At 68.7% G+C, this 14972-nt stretch carries 16 protein-coding genes; 5 read left to right on the top strand and 11 right to left on the bottom strand.

All coding sequences use genetic code 11. From position 1 onward, the window contains the following. Window positions 1–6 precede the first annotated feature (6 nt). The 3 genes from icmF to ACIA03_RS28725 all read right to left on the bottom strand — a co-directional run bounded on the left by icmF (window position 7) and on the right by ACIA03_RS28725 (window position 4073). A complete protein-coding gene (gene icmF / locus ACIA03_RS28735) occupies window positions 7–3243 on the bottom strand; it encodes a fused isobutyryl-CoA mutase/GTPase IcmF (protein WP_396988926.1) in 3237 nt (1078 codons plus the stop codon). Window positions 3244–3308: 65 nt separating this feature from the next. After that, window positions 3309–3824 (bottom strand): MarR family winged helix-turn-helix transcriptional regulator, encoded by a 516-nt coding sequence (locus tag ACIA03_RS28730; protein ID WP_396988925.1) that lies wholly within the window; start codon window positions 3822–3824, stop codon window positions 3309–3311. Window positions 3825–3875: 51 nt separating this feature from the next. Then, on the bottom strand, window positions 3876–4073 hold the full coding sequence (locus ACIA03_RS28725) for a hypothetical protein (protein ID WP_396988924.1): 198 nt from the start codon (window positions 4071–4073) through the stop codon (window positions 3876–3878). A gap of 26 nt (window positions 4074–4099) precedes the next feature. Between ACIA03_RS28725 and ACIA03_RS28720 the strand changes: the two genes are divergently transcribed. Together ACIA03_RS28720 and ACIA03_RS28715 are read left to right on the top strand one after the other, a co-directional pair. Continuing rightward, window positions 4100–4648, top strand: a complete 549-nt coding sequence (locus ACIA03_RS28720) for a CGNR zinc finger domain-containing protein (protein WP_396988923.1) — start codon at window positions 4100–4102, stop codon at window positions 4646–4648. Between the two features lie 54 nt (window positions 4649–4702). Then, entirely contained in the window at window positions 4703–5653 is a 951-nt protein-coding gene (locus tag ACIA03_RS28715; RefSeq protein WP_396988922.1) for an ATP-binding protein, read from the top strand. 31 nt (window positions 5654–5684) lie between these two features. Here the strand turns inward: ACIA03_RS28715 and ACIA03_RS28710 are convergent, their stop codons facing one another. The 6 genes from ACIA03_RS28710 to ACIA03_RS28685 all read right to left on the bottom strand — a co-directional run bounded on the left by ACIA03_RS28710 (window position 5685) and on the right by ACIA03_RS28685 (window position 11380). Next, on the bottom strand, window positions 5685–5975 hold the full coding sequence (locus ACIA03_RS28710) for a phosphopantetheine-binding protein (RefSeq protein WP_396988921.1): 291 nt from the start codon (window positions 5973–5975) through the stop codon (window positions 5685–5687). Next, window positions 5972–7165, bottom strand: a complete 1194-nt coding sequence (locus tag ACIA03_RS28705) for a dihydrolipoamide acetyltransferase family protein (protein ID WP_396988920.1) — start codon at window positions 7163–7165, stop codon at window positions 5972–5974. Before ACIA03_RS28705 ends, ACIA03_RS28710 begins: the two co-directional genes overlap by 4 nt. A gap of 3 nt (window positions 7166–7168) precedes the next feature. After that, window positions 7169–8158, bottom strand: coding sequence for an alpha-ketoacid dehydrogenase subunit beta (locus tag ACIA03_RS28700; protein WP_396988919.1), 990 nt, complete (start codon window positions 8156–8158; stop codon window positions 7169–7171). After that, window positions 8155–9177 carry a pyruvate dehydrogenase (acetyl-transferring) E1 component subunit alpha gene (pdhA, locus tag ACIA03_RS28695; protein ID WP_396988918.1) on the bottom strand — a complete coding sequence of 341 codons (1023 nt, stop codon included), beginning with the start codon at window positions 9175–9177 and terminating at the stop codon, window positions 8155–8157. The genes ACIA03_RS28700 and pdhA overlap by 4 nt, the downstream gene beginning before the upstream one ends. After that, complete coding sequence (gene acsA / locus ACIA03_RS28690) at window positions 9174–10922, bottom strand: acetate--CoA ligase (protein ID WP_396988917.1); 1749 nt, start codon at window positions 10920–10922, stop codon at window positions 9174–9176. Before acsA ends, pdhA begins: the two co-directional genes overlap by 4 nt. Window positions 10923–11029: 107 nt before the next feature. Beyond that, window positions 11030–11380, bottom strand: coding sequence for a UBP-type zinc finger domain-containing protein (locus ACIA03_RS28685; RefSeq protein ID WP_396988916.1), 351 nt, complete (start codon window positions 11378–11380; stop codon window positions 11030–11032). Window positions 11381–11638: 258 nt separating this feature from the next. Here ACIA03_RS28685 and ACIA03_RS28680 point away from each other — a divergent pair, with 258 nt between their 5' ends. The 3 genes from ACIA03_RS28680 (at window position 11639) to ACIA03_RS28670 (ending at window position 13779) form a co-directional block, all read left to right on the top strand. After that, on the top strand, window positions 11639–11842 hold the full coding sequence (locus ACIA03_RS28680) for a cold-shock protein (RefSeq protein ID WP_165108803.1): 204 nt from the start codon (window positions 11639–11641) through the stop codon (window positions 11840–11842). A gap of 99 nt (window positions 11843–11941) precedes the next feature. Further along, window positions 11942–12355, top strand: a complete 414-nt coding sequence (locus ACIA03_RS28675; RefSeq protein ID WP_396988915.1) for a DUF309 domain-containing protein — start codon at window positions 11942–11944, stop codon at window positions 12353–12355. Window positions 12356–12405: 50 nt separating this feature from the next. Further along, a complete protein-coding gene (locus ACIA03_RS28670) occupies window positions 12406–13779 on the top strand; it encodes an NAD(P)-binding protein (protein WP_396988914.1) in 1374 nt (457 codons plus the stop codon). Between the two features lie 121 nt (window positions 13780–13900). Here the strand turns inward: ACIA03_RS28670 and ACIA03_RS28665 are convergent, their stop codons facing one another. Both ACIA03_RS28665 and ACIA03_RS28660 read right to left on the bottom strand, forming a co-directional pair. Continuing rightward, complete coding sequence (locus ACIA03_RS28665) at window positions 13901–14599, bottom strand: hypothetical protein (protein WP_396988913.1); 699 nt, start codon at window positions 14597–14599, stop codon at window positions 13901–13903. 80 nt (window positions 14600–14679) lie between these two features. After that, window positions 14680–14972 (bottom strand): hypothetical protein (locus ACIA03_RS28660; RefSeq protein WP_396988912.1); only part of this gene is annotated, 293 nt, incomplete at its 5' end.

The raw sequence follows: 14972 nt of genomic DNA, 5'->3' as shown, positions 1-14972 counted from the left end.
GCTGGGTCACACGTTGCGGCGGTACTGCCCACCGACCTCGAAGAAGGCCTCGGTGACCTGCTGTAGCGAACAGACCCGAGCCGCGTCCATGAGAACGCCGAAGACGTTGTCTCCCGACATGGCCGCCTCCTTGAGCCGTGCCAGAGCATGCGCGGCCTCGGACGTGTGCGCTGCTTGGAACTCCTGAACGCGGCGCAGCTGTGACTCCTTCTCCTCGTCGGTCGCGCGGGCCAGAGCGACCTCGGCGGGTGAGGCCTCGGAATCGGGCTTGACGAAGGTGTTGACCCCGATGATGGGAAGAGACCCATCGTGCTTGCGGTGCTCGTAGAGCATCGACTCGTCCTGGATCCGGCCGCGCTGGTAGCCGGTCTCCATGGCGCCGAGGACGCCACCGCGTTCGTTGATGGAGTCCAGCTCGGCCAGTACGGCCTGCTCGACCATGTCGGTGAGTTCGTCGATGACGAAGGACCCCTGGAGGGGGTTCTCGTTCATGGCGAGGCCCCACTCCCGGTTGATGATGAGCTGGATGGCGAGCGCGCGTCGAACCGACTCTTCCGTAGGAGTGGTGACTGCCTCGTCGTAGGCGTTGGTGTGCAGGCTGTTGGCGTTGTCGTAGATGGCGATGAGTGCCTGCAGCGTCGTGCGGATGTCGTTGAAGTCCATCTCCTGTGCGTGCAGCGAGCGGCCGCTGGTCTGCACGTGGTACTTCAGCTTCTGCGAGCGCTCGTTCGCGCCGTACTTCTCCTTCATCGCGATGGCCCAGATCCGGCGCGCGACCCGGCCGAGCACGGAGTACTCGGGGTCCATCCCGTTGCTGAAGAAGAAGGACAGGTTGGGGGCGAAGTCGTCGATGTCCATGCCCCGTGCCAGGTACGCCTCCACGTAGGTGAACCCGTTGGCAAGGGTGAAGGCCAGCTGGCTGATCGGGTTCGCACCGGCCTCGGCGATGTGGTAGCCCGAGATCGAGACCGAGTAGAAGTTGCGGACCTGGTGCTGGATGAACCACTCCTGGATGTCGGCCATCATCCGCAGCGAGAACTCGGTCGAGAACAGACAGGTGTTCTGACCCTGGTCCTCCTTGAGGATGTCGGCCTGCACCGTTCCGCGGACGTTCGCGAGGGCATGAGCGGCGAGCTGCTCGCGCTCGCTCCCTGTCGGCTCGCGACCCTCCTTCTCGCGGAAGCTCTCGACCTGCTGGTCGATCGCGGCGTTGAGGAAGAAGGCAAGGATCGTCGGGGCCGGGCCGTTGATGGTCATCGAGACGGAGGTCGACGGCGCGACCAGGTCGAACCCGTCATAGAGGGCCTTCATGTCCTCGAGCGTCGCCACGGAGACGCCGGAGGTGCCGACCTTCCCGTAGATGTCCGGTCGCGGGTCGGGGTCGCGGCCGTAGAGCGTCACCGAGTCGAACGCGGTCGACAGGCGAGTGGCCTCACCTTCGTGGGAGAGCAGCTTGAAGCGGTGGTTGGTGCGGAAGGGGTCGCCCTCGCCGGCGAACATCCGAGCCGGGTCCTCGCCGTCGCGCTTGAACGGGAAGACACCTGCGGTGAAGGGGAAGTGCCCCGGAAGGTTCTCGCTGCGCACGAAGCGCACCAGCTCGCCGTGATCGGTGATGCGGGGGAGTGCGACGCGGGGAATCTTGTTTCCGCTGAGCGATTCTCGGGTCAGCTTGGTGTGGATCTCGCGGTCGCGGACCTTCACGACCTGCTCCTCACCGGAGTAGGACTCCACCACGGCTGGCCAGCGCTCGATCTGCTCGGAGACTTCGTGAGGAACCGCCTTGCGGGCCTTGTCGAGCAGCCCGCCGACGCCATCGGCCTCTTCGCCTGCCTCGACCAGCTCACGGCCGACGAGCTCGAGGCGCTGAACCCGACTGGCGGCGTCGGCGTAGCGGTCGGTGTCTGCGTGGTAGGTGCGCACGGCCTCGCTGATCTCGGCGAGGTATCGGACACGATCGACGGGGACCACCTGACGGATGTCCGAGGAGTGGCGTACGTCGACGTGCGGAAGTGTGCCTTCGACGACAGGCAGGCCCTGGCCGGCGAGCTCGTCCCTGAGGTGCTGGTAGAGAGCGGTGACGCCGTCGTCGTTGAATGTCGCGGCGCTGGTGCCGAAGACCGGCATGTCCGCCGGCTGCTTGCCGAATGCCTCGCGGTTGCGGACCAGCTGCCGACCCACGTCGCGCAACGCGTCTTTGGCGCCGCGGCGCTCGAACTTGTTGATCGCCACCGTATCTGCGAAGTCGAGCATGTCGATCTTCTCCAGCTGCGAGGCGGCACCGAACTCGGGGGTCATCACATAGAGCGAGGAGTCCACGAAGGGCACGATCGCCGCGTCGCCCTGGCCGATCCCGGGGGTCTCGACGATCACCAGGTCGAAGCTTGCGGCCTTCATCACGTCGATGACGTCCGCCAGGTGCTCCGGGATCTCGTGCGCGCCGCGGGTCGCCAGGCTGCGGAAGAAGATGCGGTCGCCGTCGAGAGAGTTGGCGCGGATCCGGTCGCCCAGCAACGCCCCGCCACCCTTGCGGCGGGTCGGGTCGACCGCGATCACCGCGATGCGCAGCTTGTCCTGCTGATCGATGCGGAACCGGCGTGCGAGCTCGTCGGTGAGGCTGGACTTTCCTGAGCCGCCGGTGCCGGTGATGCCGAGCACGGGAATCCCCGAGCCGTGCCTTGCTCCAGCAGCGGCGCGGATGCGGGTGAGCATGTCCTCTGAGAGCTGGCCCGTCTCCGCTCCGGTGATGGCTCGGGCGATGGCCACCCGGTCGCCGGCCACCAGGGAGTCGATGTCGACCTGACGCTTCTGCCAGGGATCGAAGTCACAGTCGACGACGACCGAGTTGATCATGCCGACCAGGCCCATCTTCTGCCCGTCCTCGGGGGAGAAGATGGTCACTCCGGACTCGCGCAGTCGCTTGATCTCCTTCGGGACGATGACGCCCCCACCGCCGCCGACGACCTTGACGTGCTCTGCCCCGGCGGCGCGCAGCGACTCCACCAGATACTCGAAGTACTCGACGTGCCCGCCCTGGTAGGACGACACGGCCACGCCCTGCACGTCCTCCTCGAGAGCGGCGTCGACCACCTCTTGGACGGAGCGGTTGTGGCCGAGATGGATCACCTCGCAGCCCTGACTCATGAAGATCCGGCGCATGATGTTGATCGAAGCGTCGTGCCCGTCGAAAAGGCTGGAAGCAGTGACCAGACGGACGTGGTGCTTGGGCTGGTGGAGATCAGGCATCGGGATCCTCAGAAACTAGTTGGATGTCCAAGTAATTCAATAGTAGGACATCAAACTATTGACGGCTAGTGTGAGCGAGCCTCTGCCACGTGGTCTCCTGCGGCAGCGCGCAGGTCGCTCAGCAGTTCGGTGAGGCGACGTACGTCGTCGGCCGGGATGCCGGGCCGCTCGAAGACGTGCCTGTTCAGGTCGACCGTCGCTTGGTCGACGATGGCGCGCCCGGTGGCGGTCAGCGACGCGAGCACCACCCGGCGGTCCCGCTCGCGGCGGAGCCGCTCGACGTGTCCCTGTCGAACCAGTCGATCCACTGCGCTGGTCACGCTTGTCGGGTGCACCTGCAGCAACGATCCGAGGCGCGTCATCGTCATCGATCCTGACTGGGTGAAGGAGAGCAGTCGGAGGATCTCGTAGCGGGCGAAGGTCAGGTCCAGAGGTCGCAGCACCGACTCGATCCGTTCCATCAGCAGTTGCTGAACTCGGACGATCGAGGTCGCCATGGCCATTCCGTCGGCCGCCGCGGTCCAGCCGTGGCGGACCCATTGACCGTGCGCTTCGCGGATGGGGTCTCGGTCGGTCGACATGGGAAGAGGATAGAAGCAGTTTGTTGGATGTCCAACGATCGATGAATGCCCCTATCGCCCCTGCTCGCGGCTCAGCGGCCCCGGGGGCAGGAGCGGGTGCGACTGGAGGTCGACGCGACGTACGCCGCACTGCGCGCAGCGCACGTAGAGAACTCGACCCTCCGAGGTCTGGTGGCTGGACTCGGTGAGCCAGCCGTGCTCGTGGAGGGCATCCTCGCGCTGGGACTGTTCGATTGCGCTGTCGGTCATGGTCGCCACTTTGCTGTAATGGTCTTATGCATCTCAACCCTTACGGCGAGTACGCCGTGCTCCTGGCCGCCTCGCTCGCCGACGACTGGCCCGAGGACCGGGTCGGGATCGAGGCGCGGACCCGGGAGTTCGGCATGACGATGGACTTCGGTGAGTCGCCGGACGACCACCGGCGCACCCGGCAGGTGATCGACGAGTGGCTTCGCGTGGTCGATGCGCCGGATCCGGCTGAGCGGGCGCGGCTGCTCAACGAGCTGATGGCGGCGGCGACCGCCTACCCGAGGCTGACCGATCACGACCGGGAGGGGTGGCACATCCACTACCGCGACGACACCAACGACTCGCTTCCCGACGTGCTCCGAGCGGTGATCAGCGTGGGTACGGCGCTGCACCTGACCACGCGGGGCATCCATCGCCTGAGTCGGTGCGCCGCAGGACAGGCGGAGGGGGACCCGTGCACCGCGGTGGTCGTGGACGTCACCCGCAACGGACGCCAGCGCTACTGCTCGGTCCGCTGCGCCAACCGGGCGGCGGTACGCCGGCACCGCGCCCGACGCTCCGTCCCCTCCCACTGATCGACCTGTCGAGTTCGGCGACGGCCGGGGGCGAGGCGGGGCACACTGGGCCTCATGATCTCTGTGCCCGACAGAGGCCGTCCTGAGCTGCGGGTGCGCCTCTCTGCCGAGGCCGCCAGCGTGCCCGGCGCGCGCAGGTTCGTCACCGACGGGCTCGTGGAGTGGGGCCGCGAGCATCTCGTCGACGATGCCGCGCTGTGCGTCACCGAGATGGCCGCGAACTCCGCCCTGCACAGCGGCAGCCCCTACATGCAGGTCCGCCTGCGCGACCTCGAGCCCGGCGTACGGCTCAGCGTCGAGGATGACGGTGCGCTGGTCCCGCTTCCCGCTGTCGCCCCGCCCCCGGTCGCGAGCCAGGGCACCACCGGGCGTGGGCTGGCGATAGTGTCGGTGCTGGCGAAGTCATGGGGGATCGAGGAGCGTGCCGACGGCCGGCGCATCTGGGCAGACCTCCTCGGCGACGGCGTCGAACACGACGTACGCCCTCCCATCGTGGAGTTCGGCGAGCAGCCGGTGGCGGAGCCGGTCGCACTGCCCGCGGACTGGGTCACCGTGCGGCTGCCCGCCTGCCCGGTGTACCTCGGGCTCCAGATCGACCAGCGCCTCGACGATCTGGTCCGTGAGCTCCAGCTCATCGACTCCGACGACGGCCCGACGCCGCCGCGTGAGCTCGGTGAGCTCATCGAGCGGCTGGTGACCCGACCGGCCTTCGCGCGCCACATGGGTCGTCGGATCGCCATGGATGCGGCCGCCGTGGGGCTGGAGTACGTCGACATCGAGATGACCCTTCCCCGCGAGATGGCGCCCCTGCTTCCTGAGCTGCTCGCCGCGGACAACCTGGCCGACGAGATCGGCGAGACCCACCACCTGCTCACTCTGCGCTCGACGCCGGAGATGGTCTCGCTACGGACCTGGTTCACCGACAGCATCGTCGGCCAGGCCGAGAACGACGCCGACCCGGTGCCGTACGACGAATGGGTGCGGTCGAGAGGTGGCGCCGAGTGACAGCATCGGGCTGATCGAGGTCGACGGCCCGCTACCTCCGCTCGTGGCCACCGCCGTTTGCGCCGCGCGCCGTCAGGAATGCGACGGCGCGTGTCATCGTCGCGAGGTCGGGGTAGTCGGACTCGTCGATCCGGATGCCGGTCGAGCCGCTGAGCAGCTCGACGAAGGAGAGGAAGTCGAGCGAGTCGAGCTCCAGCTCGGCGCGGATGGGGTCGTCGTCGGCCAGCGCGTCGAGGTCGGCGTCGGGCACGATCCGCCTGATCGCGGCGGCGATCGCGGCCCGGGCGGCATCGGGAGACATGGTCGTGGCGTCGTGGGTCATAGCTCCTCCGGGTGTTGCAGCCGTTGCTCGATGTCGGCGAGGAAGCGGGCGCCGGTGAAGCCATCGGTGGCGCGGTGGTCGCCCGCGAGAGTGAGAGTGGTGACCGGACGTACGCCGATCAGGCCGTCCACCGCCCACGGCCGTTCGACGACGCGGCCGAAGCCGACCAGCGCCACCTGCGGCGGATAGATGACGCCGTACACGGTCTCCACCCCCTGCTCGCCGAGGTTGGTGACGGTGATGGTCGGGTCGCTGAGCTCGCTGCCGCGCAGACGGCCCGTGCGGGCGCGAGCCACGAGGTCTCGCATCCCCGCCATCAGCTCCTCGAGGGGGAGGTCGGCCGCGTCGTGCAGCGCGGGGGCGATCAGGCCACCGCCACGCAGGGAGATCGCGATGCCCAGGTGCACCGGTCCTCCCGGGCTGAAGCCGCCGTCGACCCAGAAACCGTTCATCGCCGGCGTCGCCTGCGCGGCGAGGGCGGTCGCCTTGAGCATCAGTGCCGCCGGCACCAGCCGGTGGCTGACGTCGAGGGCACGGTTGCGCTCGTGCAGCCAGTCCAATGCGCGCGCCAGGTCGACCGTGGTCGAGAGGTAGTAGTGGGGGATCTCTCGTTTCGAGCGGCTCATCAGGTGGGCGATCGCCGTGCGCATCGCCTCCGCCTTGGACGGCTGTTGCGCCGGGGTGGCTTCCTCGGGGGTCGGCTCCGGCGGGTGCGAGACCGCTGCGGCGGCGCGTACGTCCTTGGCGCGGATCGGCGCGTTGTCCGTCGTCGTCACGGTTCCGAGGTCGACGCCCAGCTCCGCGGCCACGCGTCGTGCGAGCGGCGTGACGCGGACCGATTCGGGTCGCTCGGCGGCCACCGGGACCTCCGCCGGGGCGCTCGCCGGTGGGGTGACGGGTGCTTCGACCGGGATCGCCGGCTCGACGGGTTCCTCGGGGGACGGCGCTGCGGAGGTTCCGTTCCCGAGGACCGCGAGGACCTGTCCGACGGGGACCGTGGTTCCTGGCTCGACGAGCAGCTGCTGGACGACGCCTTCGACGAAGGACTCCACCTCGATGTTGGCCTTGGACGTGTCCACTACGGCGACGACGTCGCCCTTGTGGACGGTGTCGCCGGGTTTGACCAGCCACTCCTGGAGCGTGCCCTCGTCCATGTCGGCTCCGAGCGAGGGCATGGTGAAGTCAGCCATGGCTCACCCCAGGACCTTGCGGGCGGCGGAGACGATGCCCTCGGACTGCGGGAGGGCGGCGTCCTCCAGGTGCTTGGCGTAGGGGAGCGGCACCTCGGCGGTGCATACCCGTTGCACCGGAGCATCGAGGTCGTAGAAGGCCTGCTCCATGATCCGGGCACTGATCTCGGCGGAGATGCTGCCGCTGCGCCAGCCCTCGTCCACGACGACGGCTCGATGCGTACGCCGCACCGAGTCCAGGATCGTCGCGTCGTCGAGCGGGCGCAGGGTGCGCAGGTCGACGACCTCGGCGGAGATCCGCTCCTCGGCCAGGATCTCGGCTGCCTCGAGGGTCTTGTGCAGGGTGCCGCCGTAGGTGATCAGCGACAGATCGGTGCCCGGCCGGCGGATGGCGGCGTGGTCGATGTCGACCCGGCCCGCGTCGGCAGCGATCGTCCCCTTCAGCGTGTACAGCGAGCCGTGCTCGAAGATCAGCACCGGGTCCGGGTCGGCGAGCGCGGAGGCGAGCATGCCGCGGGCGTCCTCGAGCGTGGCCGGCGTGAGCACCCGGATGCCGGGGATGTGGGCGTACCAGCCTTCGAGGCTGTGCGAGTGCTGCGCTCCGAGCTGTCGTCCGGCGCCGGTGGTCATCCGGATCACCAGGGGTACGTTGTACTGCCCGCCGGACATGTAGAGAAGCGATGCCGCCGTGTTCATGATCTGGTCCAGCGCGAGCAGGCTGAAGTTGGCGGTCATCACCTCGACGATCGGTCGCATCCCGCCGATCGCCGCTCCGATCCCGGCGCCCACGAACGCCGACTCGGAGAGCGGCGTGTCCCGGATCCGCTCGGGACCGAACTCCTCCAGCAGGCCGAGGCTCACCGCGAAGCAGCCGCCGTAGTCGCCGACGTCCTCGCCCATCAGGAACACCCGGTCGTCCTCGCGGAGCGCCTCGCGCAGCGCTTCCCGGAGCAGGTCGCGATAGGTGGTCTTCAGTGCGGTCGCCGTGGTCATGACGCCTCCCTGTCCGAGCGTACGAATCGGGTCAGCTCATCGACCGGCTCCAGCGGACCCGCCTCCGCGGCAGCGACGGCGTGATCGATCTCGGTGGCGATCTCGGCCTCCATCGCGCTCAGCGTCTGATCGGTGAGCTGGCCCTCGCTGCGCATCAGCATGGCGAGCGAGTCGATGGGGTCGCGTCCCTTCCAGGTCTCGACCTCCGCCTTGTCCCGGTAGCGATCCGGGTCGTACATGGAGTGCGCCCGAAAGCGGTAGGTCGCCAGCTCGAGGAAGTGTGGGCCGCCCCCGGACCGGATCCCGTCGACCGCCCGGCGCGCCGCGCGCTCGACGGCGAGGACGTCCATGCCGTCGACCGGAGCCGCGACGAGGCCGTAGGACGAGGCACGCAGCGCGAGATCGGTTCGGGCGTGCTCCTTGGCGAGCGACGTACCCATCGCGTAGCGGTTGTTCTCACAGCAGAAGAGCACCGGCAGCTGCCACAGGCTGGCCAGGTTGAGCGCTTCGTGGAACTCGCCCTCGGCCGCGGCCCCTTCGCCGAAGAAGCACGCTGTCACCCGGTCGCGCCCCTGCAGCTTGTCGGCGAGGGCCAGGCCGACCGCCAGCGGGATCCCGCCACCGACGATCGCGTTGCCTCCGACGAACGCGCTGGGCTTGTGGAACAGGTGCATCGACCCGCCGCGGCCGCGGCTGCAGCCCGTCTGCCTGCCGAACAGCTCCGCCATGACGGCGTCCATGGGGACGCCGCGGGCGAGTGCGTGGCCGTGTTCCCGGTACGTCGACACGATCGCGTCCTCCGCGGCCAGCGCGGACACGACGCCGGTGGCGATCGCCTCCTCGCCGACGTAGAGATGCAGGAAGCCGCGGATCTTGGTGGCGCTGTACAGCTCCGCGCACCGCTCCTCGAAGCGGCGGATGACCAGCATCGTACGGAGCAGCTCGGCCCGGTGCTTGGCGACTGCGCCGCCGTGAGTCTGCGGAGCATTCGTCTGCGGAGAGCGGCGCCGGGTGGTCATGACGGTCGCTCCAGGGTCGAGAGATCGCCCTCGGGCAGGCCCAGCTCCCGCGCCTTCAGCAGTCGGCGCATCACCTTGCCGCTGCTGGTGTGGGGGAGGTGCTGGTCGAACGCGATCTCCTTCGGTGCGAGACCGCCGAGCCGCCGCCGGCCGAAGGCCAGCAGCTCCAGCTCGAGGTCGTCGGAGGCCGTGAAGTCGGGTTTCAGCGTGACGAACGCCTTGACGACCTCGCCCGCCACGGGGTCCGGCTTGCCGATCACGCCGGCCTCGAGCACGGCCGGGTGCTCCATCAGCGCGGTCTCGACCTCGAACGGCCCGATCAGATGCCCGGCGGACTTGATCACGTCGTCGGCCCGGCCGACAAACCAGAAGTAGCCGTCGGCGTCGACGCGCGCCAGGTCGCCGCTGAGATACCAGCCGCCGGCGAAGCTCGACCGGTAGCGCTCCGGGTCGTTCAGGTAGCCCCGGAACATCGAGGGCCATCCGGGCCGCAGGGCGATCTCGCCGACCTCGTCGGTGCCTGCCTCGCGGGCGGACCCGTCGACGACCGCGGCCCTGCCGTCCTCACCCCGGGCCAGCACCGCGGCCGAGATGCCCGGCATCGGCCGGCCCATGGAGCCGGGGCGTACCTCCGTGCCCCGGTAGTTGCTGATCATGATCGCGCCGGTCTCGGTCTGCCACCAGTTGTCGTGCACGGTGAGGCCGTACGCCTCACGGCCCCAGACCACCACCTCGGGATTGAGAGCCTCACCGACGCTCGCGATGTGCCGCAGGGCGGAGAGGTCGTGCTGCCGGGGGAGGTCGGTGCCGTACTTGACGAGCATGCGCAGCGCGGTGGGTGCGGTGTACCAGACGTCGACCCGCTGCTGTTCGAGGAGGCGGTACCACGCCTCGGCGTCGAACTCGCCGGCGTAGCTGATCAGGGTGGCGCCGTGGGTGAGCGGCGCGATGATGCCGTACGACGTGCCGGTGACCCATCCCGGATCGGCCGTGCACCAGAACACGTCGCCATGGCGCAGGTCGAGCGCGAAGGCGGAGGTGGCGTGGTGCGCCACGACGGCCTCGTGCACGTGCACGGCTCCCTTGGGTTTGCCGGTCGTGCCGCTGGTGAAGTGGAGGAGGGCCATGTCCTCGGGGTCGGTCTGCGGGATCGCGTACTCCGATGACGTCGCGTCCATCGCCGGCTCGAGTGCGACCGTGCCCCCGACGGCGGTGTCGCCGACGACCAGGACGTGCTCGAGCCCCGGCAGCTCGGCGCGGATCGGCGCGACCTTGCGGCGGTAGAGGGACGGGGTGGTGACCAGGACGCGGGCATCGCCGAGCGAGAGCCGGTCCCGGATCGGCTCGGGTCCGAACGAGGAGAACAGCGGCGAGAAGACCGCGGTGTGCTTGAGCGTGCCGATCGCGACGACGTACTGCTCGGGCTGTCGGCCGAGCAGGCTCATCACCCGGTCGCCCTTCTCGACACCGAGCTCGGCCAGGACGTTGGCGAAGCGGCTCGTACGCGCGGCGAGGTCGGCGTAGGTCAGGTCCTCGACCGCGCCGTCCTCGGCCACGCACCTGATCGCGACGGTGTCGCCGCGGCCCTCGGCCACGTGCCGGTCGACGGCGACGTGGGCGATGTTCAACCCTCGGCCGCCGGGCAGGTCCGGGAGGCCCGCGCGCACCGACTCCCAGGTGAAGGCGCGGTACGCCTGCTCGTAGTCGCTGAAGGCCCGGGACTCTCCCTCGATGACTGCCTGCATGCCCATCCTCCTCGCGACCGCTGCCGGTACGAATCTCGCGTGTGGAGGGGGTGGGGCGGCAGGGCCCAAGGTGGGAGCAGGGAAGGGCTTTGGTCACCTCGGGTGGGTCAGTGCAGGTGTGCCTGCCAGTCCTGGGGGACGCGATCCGCGGGCGCGGGCGCGGACTGCGCCTCGGGCCGGCTCGTCGGCTCGGCCAGTGCAGGGCCCTCGAGCACCTCCTGGTTCTCGAAGTCCCAGAACCATGTCTCGCCGGGTTCGAAGCTCTGCATGTAGCGGTGGCCGGTCTCGCGGAAGTGGTGGCTGGCGTGCTGGGCCGGGGAGCTGTCGCAGCAGCCGACGTGGCCGCACTCGGCGCACCGCCGAAGGTGGAACCACCATCCGGACTCGCTGGCGAGGCACTCGGCACATCCTGTGCCGGACGGCCGCAGTGTGACGTCGATGCCTGGGGTGACGGTCATGCCGGTCACGCTACCCGCGTACGAGCCGGCGCGGGGCCTGACCCGACGGGCCCGGGATCTCGTGGAAGCCACGATCCCGGGTCCGATGACGTACTGTAGGTCTTGTTGAAGGGACGGCTCTGTAAGCCGTCCTTGCCGCACACCACGTCGCGGCTTGTATCTTTTACTCCTGGTTTTCGGTTCGCTGGACATCAGCACAGATGGATGTCTTCAGCGGCTCGGGGCACAGCGCCCCAGCACCGAACAAAGGAAAAGATCATGGCTCAGGGCACCGTCAAGTGGTTCAACGCTGACAAGGGCTTCGGCTTCATCGCGCAGGACGGCGGTGGCGAGGACGTGTTCGTCCACTTCTCCGCCATCCAGACCAACGGTTACAAGTCGCTCGACGAGAACCAGAAGGTCGAGTTCGACGTCACGCAGGGCCCCAAGGGTCCGCAGGCCGAGAACGTCCGCGTCTCCTGATTCACCACGAAGGGCCCCGACCGCTGCTGCGGTCGGGGCCCTTCGTGCGTCCGGTGGCGCCTTCGTAGGGTTCCGTAGGGTGGGGCCGAGGAGGCTGACATGGATCGCGATCGGAACGACCAGGGACGGGCACAACAGGCTCGGCCGCGCGACGCGCTCGGTCGTCCGCTGCCCTACGGCGAGGTCGGCGTGGAGCCGATCTCCGAGGAGCCGCTTCCGCCGGACGAGACCCTGGCGTACGCCCGCAGGCTCTTGGACGAGGGCCGCCCGTTCGCGGCCCACGAAGCCCTCGAGGTCCGGTGGAAGTCGTGTCCGGAGGAGGAGCGTGAGCTGTGGCAGGGCCTGGCGCAGCTCTGCGTCGGCCTGACCCATCACGAGCGCGGCAACGCCGTCGGTGCTTCCCGGCTCATCGAGCGGGCGGCGCGGCGGCTGGAGGCGTACGAGCGGGGTGGCGGTCCCACCTATGGCCTCGACCTCGGAGCACTCGTCGGATGTGCCCGAGACCGGGTATAGCTCCATCTGCCTATTGACCGTGAAGGTCGCCGCCGTGCTTTGGTGGATCCATGACTCGCACGGTCGATGTCGACTACCTGGTGGTGGGCGCCGGCGCCATGGGGATGGCGTTCACGGACGCCCTGATCGAGCATGCCGACGTACGGGTGGCCCTGGTCGACCGCCGCCACGGCGTCAGCGGACACTGGCTGGAGGCATACCCGTTCGTACGCCTCCACCAGGCCTCCGCCTTCTACGGCGTCGCCTCGACCCTGCTCGGCGGCGGACAGCTGCAACAGCGCGGACCCGAGAAGGGGCTTCAGGAGCGGGCCACCCAGGCGGAGATCTGCGCCTACTACGCCCGGATCCTCGACCGGATGGTGGAGTCCGGGAAGGTGCAGTTCTTCCCGAACAGCGAGTACGTCGGCGACAACGCCATCGTCTCCCACATCTCGGGGGAGCGGCTCGAGATGCCTGGGGCCCGGACCGTCGACGCCCGCTACCTGGCCCCCAGCATCCCCGCCGAGAAGCCGCCGCCGTTCGGTGTCGCCGAGGACGCACGGGTGCTGCCGGTCAACCAGCTCGCACGGCTCGAGGAGGCGCCGAGCCAGTACGTCGTCGTCGGCTCCGGCAAGACCGCGACCGACGCGTGCATCTGGCTGCTCTCGCGCGGCGTCGACCCCGATGCGATCTGCTGGGTGCGGCCGCGGGACCCGTGGATGTTCAACCGGGCCGTCGTCCAGCCGGATCCCGCGATCTTCCTCGGCATGGCCGCCGACACGATGCAGGCCGCGGAGCAGTCGACCTCGCCCGAGGACCTCTTCCTCCGGCTCGAGGACGCCGGCATCATGCTTCGCATCGACCGCACCGTCATGCCGACCATGGCCAAGGCGCCGACGCTGGCGACGTGGGAGCTCGAGCAGCTGCGTACGCTCGAGAACGTCGTACGCCGCGGCCACCTCCGGCACGTCGACCGCGGTTCCCTCACCCTCGATGACGGCACCGTCGCCGTCGCCGACGACGCCCTGGTCGTGCACTGCGCCGCCGACGGCCTGAAGTATCCGCCGCTGGTCCCGGTCTGGGGTCCCGAGGCGATCACCCTGCAGCCGATCCGGGCCGGCTTCCCCTGCTTCGGCGCCGCGGTCACCGGCTACGTCGAGGCGACCCGCGACTCCGACACCGAGAAGAACCGGCTCTGCCCGCCGAGCCCGTTCCCCGACACGATGTCGACCTGGGCGCGGATGAACGTCGTGGGCACCCAGTCGGCCATGTCGTTCTCCTCCGAGCCCGACATCAAGGAGTGGTCTGACCGGGTCGCGCTCAACCCGGCTCGGGTCCCGCCCGGGTATCCCGCATCCGCGGCCCTCGACGACGCGCGGGAGCGGTTGGCGAAGCACACCAAGCCCGCACTCGCCCGGCTCGCTGAGCTGGCCGGATCGATCTGAGCCGACGTCGCAGGCCCTGCTATTCGCCGCCGACGTCCTCATGTGCTGGAAGCGTCAGCTAAGGGTCCGCTCGCGGCGGAGTGACGCAGTCTCTCGAGCATTAGCCCCTCGTGGGAGCCAATCAGCTGGTCACCTCGAATACAGCCGAGCCCCAGATGGCCTTCGCCTCAGTGTTGCAGTTGCCACGGCGGTTCTCGTCGATGGCGTTCTCGAACAGCAAACGACCCGAGCCGCGGATCTGCACGGAAACGTGCTTGTGTTGGCCGACGGCCAACGTCTCGTTGAGAATCTTCTGACCGTCCATGGACACGGTGAAGGTGACCTTCGCTGCGGCCTCGGCAGATGATGGATCGACGCCGAGGTCCATCGACAGTGCTGTCGCGTTGGCAGGGGCGACCCACTCGACCTGGTCCACCTCGCTGCAGCCGCTCATCGGGTTCATCAGCGAGTGTGGAAATGGCGTCCCGTCGAAGGCGATGTCGATGGGGTCGTACGACTCCTCGACTGTGTCGAGCTCATCGAGATACACGCTAGACGGCGACTCGAGGCCGGGCTGGACCGCATCGTCGCCGTCGGTGGGGTCGGAAGGGGCCACGGTCTCGGTGACTGTGGCAGTCGCGGTCACCGTCACCGGTGCGACCGGCACACCCACGAATCCCTTCTCCTGACCTCCCAGGACACCCACGGCACCGGCCGCGACCCCACCGAAGGCCGAGATGACTGCCACGATCACGGCGTACCTCCCCTGGATGTGAACCGTCTTGGTGGCCTGCTTGTGGGACTGGTCGGTGGGCGCCTCGGGCGGCGTGCGCTGCGTCATGCGGCGAGCATTCCGATCTCACCGAGCCACCACCCTCACCGCTGCAGCAGCGATCATCAACAGTGGGTACGCCTACCGGCTCAGGCGTTCCAGTCCTGGCTGTACAGGCTGTCCTTCTGCGTGAACATCACGAACTTGTACAGCTTCGCCAGCGCTCCATGACGCTTCATGAGTTGCGTGAAGAGGGTCTTCGGATACTGCGTCGGTACGGTTCGCGATCGAGTGCTGACAGCTGCCATTGCCGTCCCTGCCGCATCGATGTGACGCCTAGCCTCACTCGCGGCTACTAGACACTCGACTGCAGGATCGGTGTCTGGCCAGACTCGGTCCAGGTGATCGGCGGGCAGCTCTCTATGCGGCTGCCCACCGGCTA

Origin of the sequence: Nocardioides sp. NPDC051685, from assembly GCF_044453405.1 — a bacterium.
GTDB lineage: Bacteria > Actinomycetota > Actinomycetes > Propionibacteriales > Nocardioidaceae > Nocardioides.
This window is presented reverse-complemented; position numbering and strand designations above follow the sequence as displayed.

Coding starts and splice junctions, on each gene's coding strand:
- icmF (WP_396988926.1), bottom strand. CDS start 3,243: ATGCCTGATCTCCACCAGCCCAAGCACCACGTCCGTCTGGTCACTGCT.
- ACIA03_RS28730 (WP_396988925.1), bottom strand. CDS start 3,824: ATGTCGACCGACCGAGACCCCATCCGCGAAGCGCACGGTCAATGGGTC.
- ACIA03_RS28725 (WP_396988924.1), bottom strand. CDS start 4,073: ATGACCGACAGCGCAATCGAACAGTCCCAGCGCGAGGATGCCCTCCAC.
- ACIA03_RS28720 (WP_396988923.1), top strand. CDS start 4,100: ATGCATCTCAACCCTTACGGCGAGTACGCCGTGCTCCTGGCCGCCTCG.
- ACIA03_RS28715 (WP_396988922.1), top strand. CDS start 4,703: ATGATCTCTGTGCCCGACAGAGGCCGTCCTGAGCTGCGGGTGCGCCTC.
- ACIA03_RS28710 (WP_396988921.1), bottom strand. CDS start 5,975: ATGACCCACGACGCCACGACCATGTCTCCCGATGCCGCCCGGGCCGCG.
- ACIA03_RS28705 (WP_396988920.1), bottom strand. CDS start 7,165: ATGGCTGACTTCACCATGCCCTCGCTCGGAGCCGACATGGACGAGGGC.
- ACIA03_RS28700 (WP_396988919.1), bottom strand. CDS start 8,158: ATGACCACGGCGACCGCACTGAAGACCACCTATCGCGACCTGCTCCGG.
- pdhA (WP_396988918.1), bottom strand. CDS start 9,177: ATGACCACCCGGCGCCGCTCTCCGCAGACGAATGCTCCGCAGACTCAC.
- acsA (WP_396988917.1), bottom strand. CDS start 10,922: ATGCAGGCAGTCATCGAGGGAGAGTCCCGGGCCTTCAGCGACTACGAG.
- ACIA03_RS28685 (WP_396988916.1), bottom strand. CDS start 11,380: ATGACCGTCACCCCAGGCATCGACGTCACACTGCGGCCGTCCGGCACA.
- ACIA03_RS28680 (WP_165108803.1), top strand. CDS start 11,639: ATGGCTCAGGGCACCGTCAAGTGGTTCAACGCTGACAAGGGCTTCGGC.
- ACIA03_RS28675 (WP_396988915.1), top strand. CDS start 11,942: ATGGATCGCGATCGGAACGACCAGGGACGGGCACAACAGGCTCGGCCG.
- ACIA03_RS28670 (WP_396988914.1), top strand. CDS start 12,406: ATGACTCGCACGGTCGATGTCGACTACCTGGTGGTGGGCGCCGGCGCC.
- ACIA03_RS28665 (WP_396988913.1), bottom strand. CDS start 14,599: ATGACGCAGCGCACGCCGCCCGAGGCGCCCACCGACCAGTCCCACAAG.